A 3,572-nucleotide genomic window follows, 5' to 3' on the forward strand; every position below is an offset into this window, starting at 1 on the left:
CGACCTCACGCTTATCAGGCGTGCGCTCTAACCACCTGAGCTACAGGCCCACAACAGGGGCAAGAGGACTCGAACCCCCGACATTCGGTTTTGGAGACCGACGTTCTACCACTGAACTATGCCCCTTTACCGATCAAGAGGAGTCTCTTAACCAGTGCTCAACTGCGTTGACCAATGCAGTATATCAAAAAAAATCAATCTCTGCAAGAAAAGATTTATTCTTCTGGGCAAATCAGCGATTGGTATCCAATTCCTCTAATTCACGGGCAACATCACCAATGGTATGCAGATTGACTAACACATCATCATCAATCTGGATGTCAAATTCATCCTCGATATTCATGACCATTTCGACCAGATCTAAGGAATCCGCGTCCAAATCATTCACAATGTCCGTCTGGGCATTCAATTTTTCTTTCGGTACTTCCAAATTCTTAGAAATGAGGTCGATGACGGTTTCCAAATAATCCATGGTTCCTCCTTGCGCATATTGCCGTGACAACACCCGTATTTTACGAACTTCCTTTATCCTTGTCAAGCGCATTTCCATGCTGTTTTTTGTTCCACCCCCATTACGCAGGATGGTACGTGTTCCCATTCATATTGCCTCCATGGACAAAAACAGCGCCACGAATTGCGAAAACTACTCTTCTCGTTTCTTTCCCCAGAAGAATACCGCAATCGTTCCGGGACCGGTGTGGCTGCCAATCGTAGTGCCGATGTTATTAATCTGTACCTTGCCGTCCAGGTGCGGAAAGCGCTCTTCAATTTGTCGCGCCACTTCTTCGGCATCTTCCAGCACATTCGAGTGGGACATAAAGCATTTTCCGGAATACGCTGTTCCGTCATCCGCCAACTCTGCCATTTTATCCACCGTCGTTTTGAATGCTCTTTTCTTTGACCGTATTTTCTCTCGTACAATCAAGTGTCCCTGGTAGTCAATATTCAGCAGTGGACAGATGTTCAAAAGTTGTCCAATAGCGCCTGCGGTTTTCGATACTCTTCCGCCCCGAACATAAAAGGTGAGATCCGTAGAGAAAAACCAATGATTTACATTAAGTTTATTCTCTTCCGTCCATTGATATAATTCGTCAATGGACATGCCTTGGTCGCGTAAAGACGCCATAGCATCCAAAAGCAGACCATAGCCGGAAGAAGCCGCCAGCGAATCCACAATATACAGCTTTCGATCCGGAAATTCGCTCATGAGCAGTTCCTTCGCGAGATTGGCAGAATTCAATACGCCCGTAATGCCGGAGGAAAGGCAGACATGAAGCACATCCAGCCCCTGCTCCAAAAAAGGACGAAAATAGGCGACAAACTCTTCAACATTGATTTGCGACGTACTGGTCTCTGCCCCATTCGCCATCTTTTCGTAAAAATCGGAGAGGGGCATGGTTTCGCCTAAATCATCCACATACGTTACGCCATCCAGCTGATAGCGGTAACAGATATATTTCACGTTGATTTTTTCAAAATGGGCTTTGGAAAGATCGGCGGTTGTACTTCCGCTGACGATGTAATTACTCATTTTTGTCTCCCTTAAATCGGCGGCAGCCCCGATAGACGAATGCTCTGTCTCTTCGTCTTAACGGATATCGCCTCCGTATTTTTTTTCGTTTCCTGTCACTTCTCCATAATACCATGAATATCTCATTCCAATGGTTCAATATAGAAGCGCCCTTCCAACTCTTCCGAGTCAAAGATATTCATAAAGACCGTCTGTTCCGCTTTTTTGAGATAACGTTTGATCGCCGGCATATCCGTCTTGCTGACAACAATATAGATGAGATAGCGCGGTTCTTGGCTGAAATTGCCGACTCCTTCGAAAATGGTCACGCCGTGATTCGTCAGACGCTGTAAATCGGTGGCGATGGGTTCGCATTCATTCGCAATAATGAAAAGCGTTTTTCGTTGATAACGAGCGTGCAGACGATTCACCAGGATGGTAGAGCCGAGCTGAAATACCATGGAATACATGGCTGGTTCCGCGCCGAACAGCATTCCCGAAATGATCAGTACCACAACGTTGAACACAAAAATATAGTTCCAGGTCGCAATGTTGTACTTTGTGGATGCGATCATGGCAATAAAGTCTGTCCCTCCGCCGCTGGCATTGGCATTTAAGGCAACGGCAGCGGAAACGCCGTTAAATACCGCGCCGAAAATGACATTTAGCACCGGATCGGTTGTAAAAGCGAACTTCGGCAAAAAGTCTACGAAGAGCGAAAAGGCAACGATGTAGACGATGGAAAACGCGAAAAACTTTCTGCCGACAATGAAGAAGGCTAAGGCTGCCGGCAAAATATTCAGCGCAATGTTGAGCAGGGAGAACGAGATTTGTATGTTGAAAAAGGACTGAAAAATATTTTGCAGCAAAAGCGAAACACCGCCGAATCCACCCGGAAGCATACCGGAGGGATGCAGAAACACGTTCACGCTAAAAGCGCAGAGAAAGGCGGCGAGCAAAACCTTAAACAAACGCCAGCCATCCTTTTGCATGGTCTCGCGAAAAGGGCCAAACATTTGAAACAAAGCGCGCGCTGTCAGCTTTTCCTTCTTTTTCTCTGTTGCCGGAATTTCTATTGTCGGGGTCTCTTTCTTATCCTCGGTCATGGACACCGTCCTTTCCTGTTATACGTTGAAAATGACGTATCACCCAACGCTTCCCCTGAAACTCGCCCTCTTCGCCTTCTTCGACAAACTGAAACTGTGGACTCTCGTCCAAATTCGGAATCCAGGTGTCCGCCTCCTCGTACTCCGCGTCCAGCTGCGTAAGTATGACTTCCTCAATCTCCGTCCAGAGCGTCTGTACAAGACCGCCTCCGCCAATGTGGAACACCTTCCTTGCTCCATCGCCATTCACCTCGTTAAGCAAGTCATGAAGTTCTTCGACGCTGTGTACAACGCGCAGTTCTTCGCTTTCTTCCCGTTCCCCGTGCGTCAACACGATATTCAGTCGCCCCGGTAACGGCTTTCCGCCGGGAAGCGATTCAAGCGTCTTTCTTCCCATCACGACGATATTTCCGGTCGTGGTCTCCTTAAAATGACGCAAATCCGCCGGAATATGAAACAGCATATCCCCCTTATAGCCAATCGCATATCGCCGGTCGCAGGCAATGAGCAGTATCATGTTTCCTCCTGATCGTTCTGACATTACTTTTGTTCTATCATACCCCGATTGCACACAAGAAAAAAGCCCGGCAGAAGCCGGACCTTTTGCAGTGCCCAGAGCAGGAATTGAACCAGCGACACAAGGATTTTCAGTCCTTTGCTCTACCGACTGAGCTATCTGGGCATAAAGTTCTTTCGATACGAAAGACAGTATATCGTAATACGAAAGACAGTATATCGTAAATTGTTGTTCGATACCACTCCGTTTGATAGCGAAGGAGGGAACGCCCCCTAAAGGGGCGAAGTGGTCAATTTTTGGGCCATCAGGGACTCGAACCCGGGACAAACCGGTTATGAGCCGGCTGCTCTAACCAACTGAGCTAATGGCCCGAACATCGGAGAAGGAGGGATTCGAACCCTCGCACCGTTCATCACGGTCTACTCCCTTAGCAGGGGAG

4 protein-coding genes and 3 tRNA genes are annotated in these 3,572 nt (G+C 47.7%); all 7 read right to left on the reverse strand.

The window, feature by feature from the left end; all coding sequences use genetic code 11:
- Positions 1–54 precede the first annotated feature (54 nt).
- Positions 55–126, reverse strand: a tRNA-Trp gene (locus RDL68_RS06130).
- A gap of 106 nt (positions 127–232) precedes the next feature.
- Positions 233–472, reverse strand: coding sequence for an acyl carrier protein (locus RDL68_RS06135; protein ID WP_308540796.1), 240 nt, complete (start codon positions 470–472; stop codon positions 233–235).
- 171 nt (positions 473–643) lie between these two features.
- Positions 644–1,531 (reverse strand): DegV family protein, encoded by an 888-nt coding sequence (locus RDL68_RS06140; RefSeq protein WP_308540797.1) that lies wholly within the window; start codon positions 1,529–1,531, stop codon positions 644–646.
- A 122-nt stretch (positions 1,532–1,653) separates the two neighbouring features.
- On the reverse strand, positions 1,654–2,616 hold the full coding sequence (locus tag RDL68_RS06145; RefSeq protein ID WP_308540798.1) for a YitT family protein: 963 nt from the start codon (positions 2,614–2,616) through the stop codon (positions 1,654–1,656).
- Positions 2,603–3,133 carry a dihydrofolate reductase gene (locus RDL68_RS06150; RefSeq protein WP_308540799.1) on the reverse strand — a complete coding sequence of 177 codons (531 nt, stop codon included), beginning with the start codon at positions 3,131–3,133 and terminating at the stop codon, positions 2,603–2,605. The genes RDL68_RS06145 and RDL68_RS06150 overlap by 14 nt, the downstream gene beginning before the upstream one ends.
- 92 nt (positions 3,134–3,225) lie before the next feature.
- Positions 3,226–3,298, reverse strand: a tRNA-Phe gene (locus RDL68_RS06155).
- Positions 3,299–3,430: 132 nt separating this feature from the next.
- Positions 3,431–3,504, reverse strand: a tRNA-Ile gene (locus tag RDL68_RS06160).
- Between the last annotated feature and the right edge of the window lie 68 nt (positions 3,505–3,572).

It is taken from the genome of uncultured Murdochiella sp. (genome assembly GCF_902488755.1).
GTDB lineage: Bacteria > Bacillota > Clostridia > Tissierellales > Peptoniphilaceae > Murdochiella.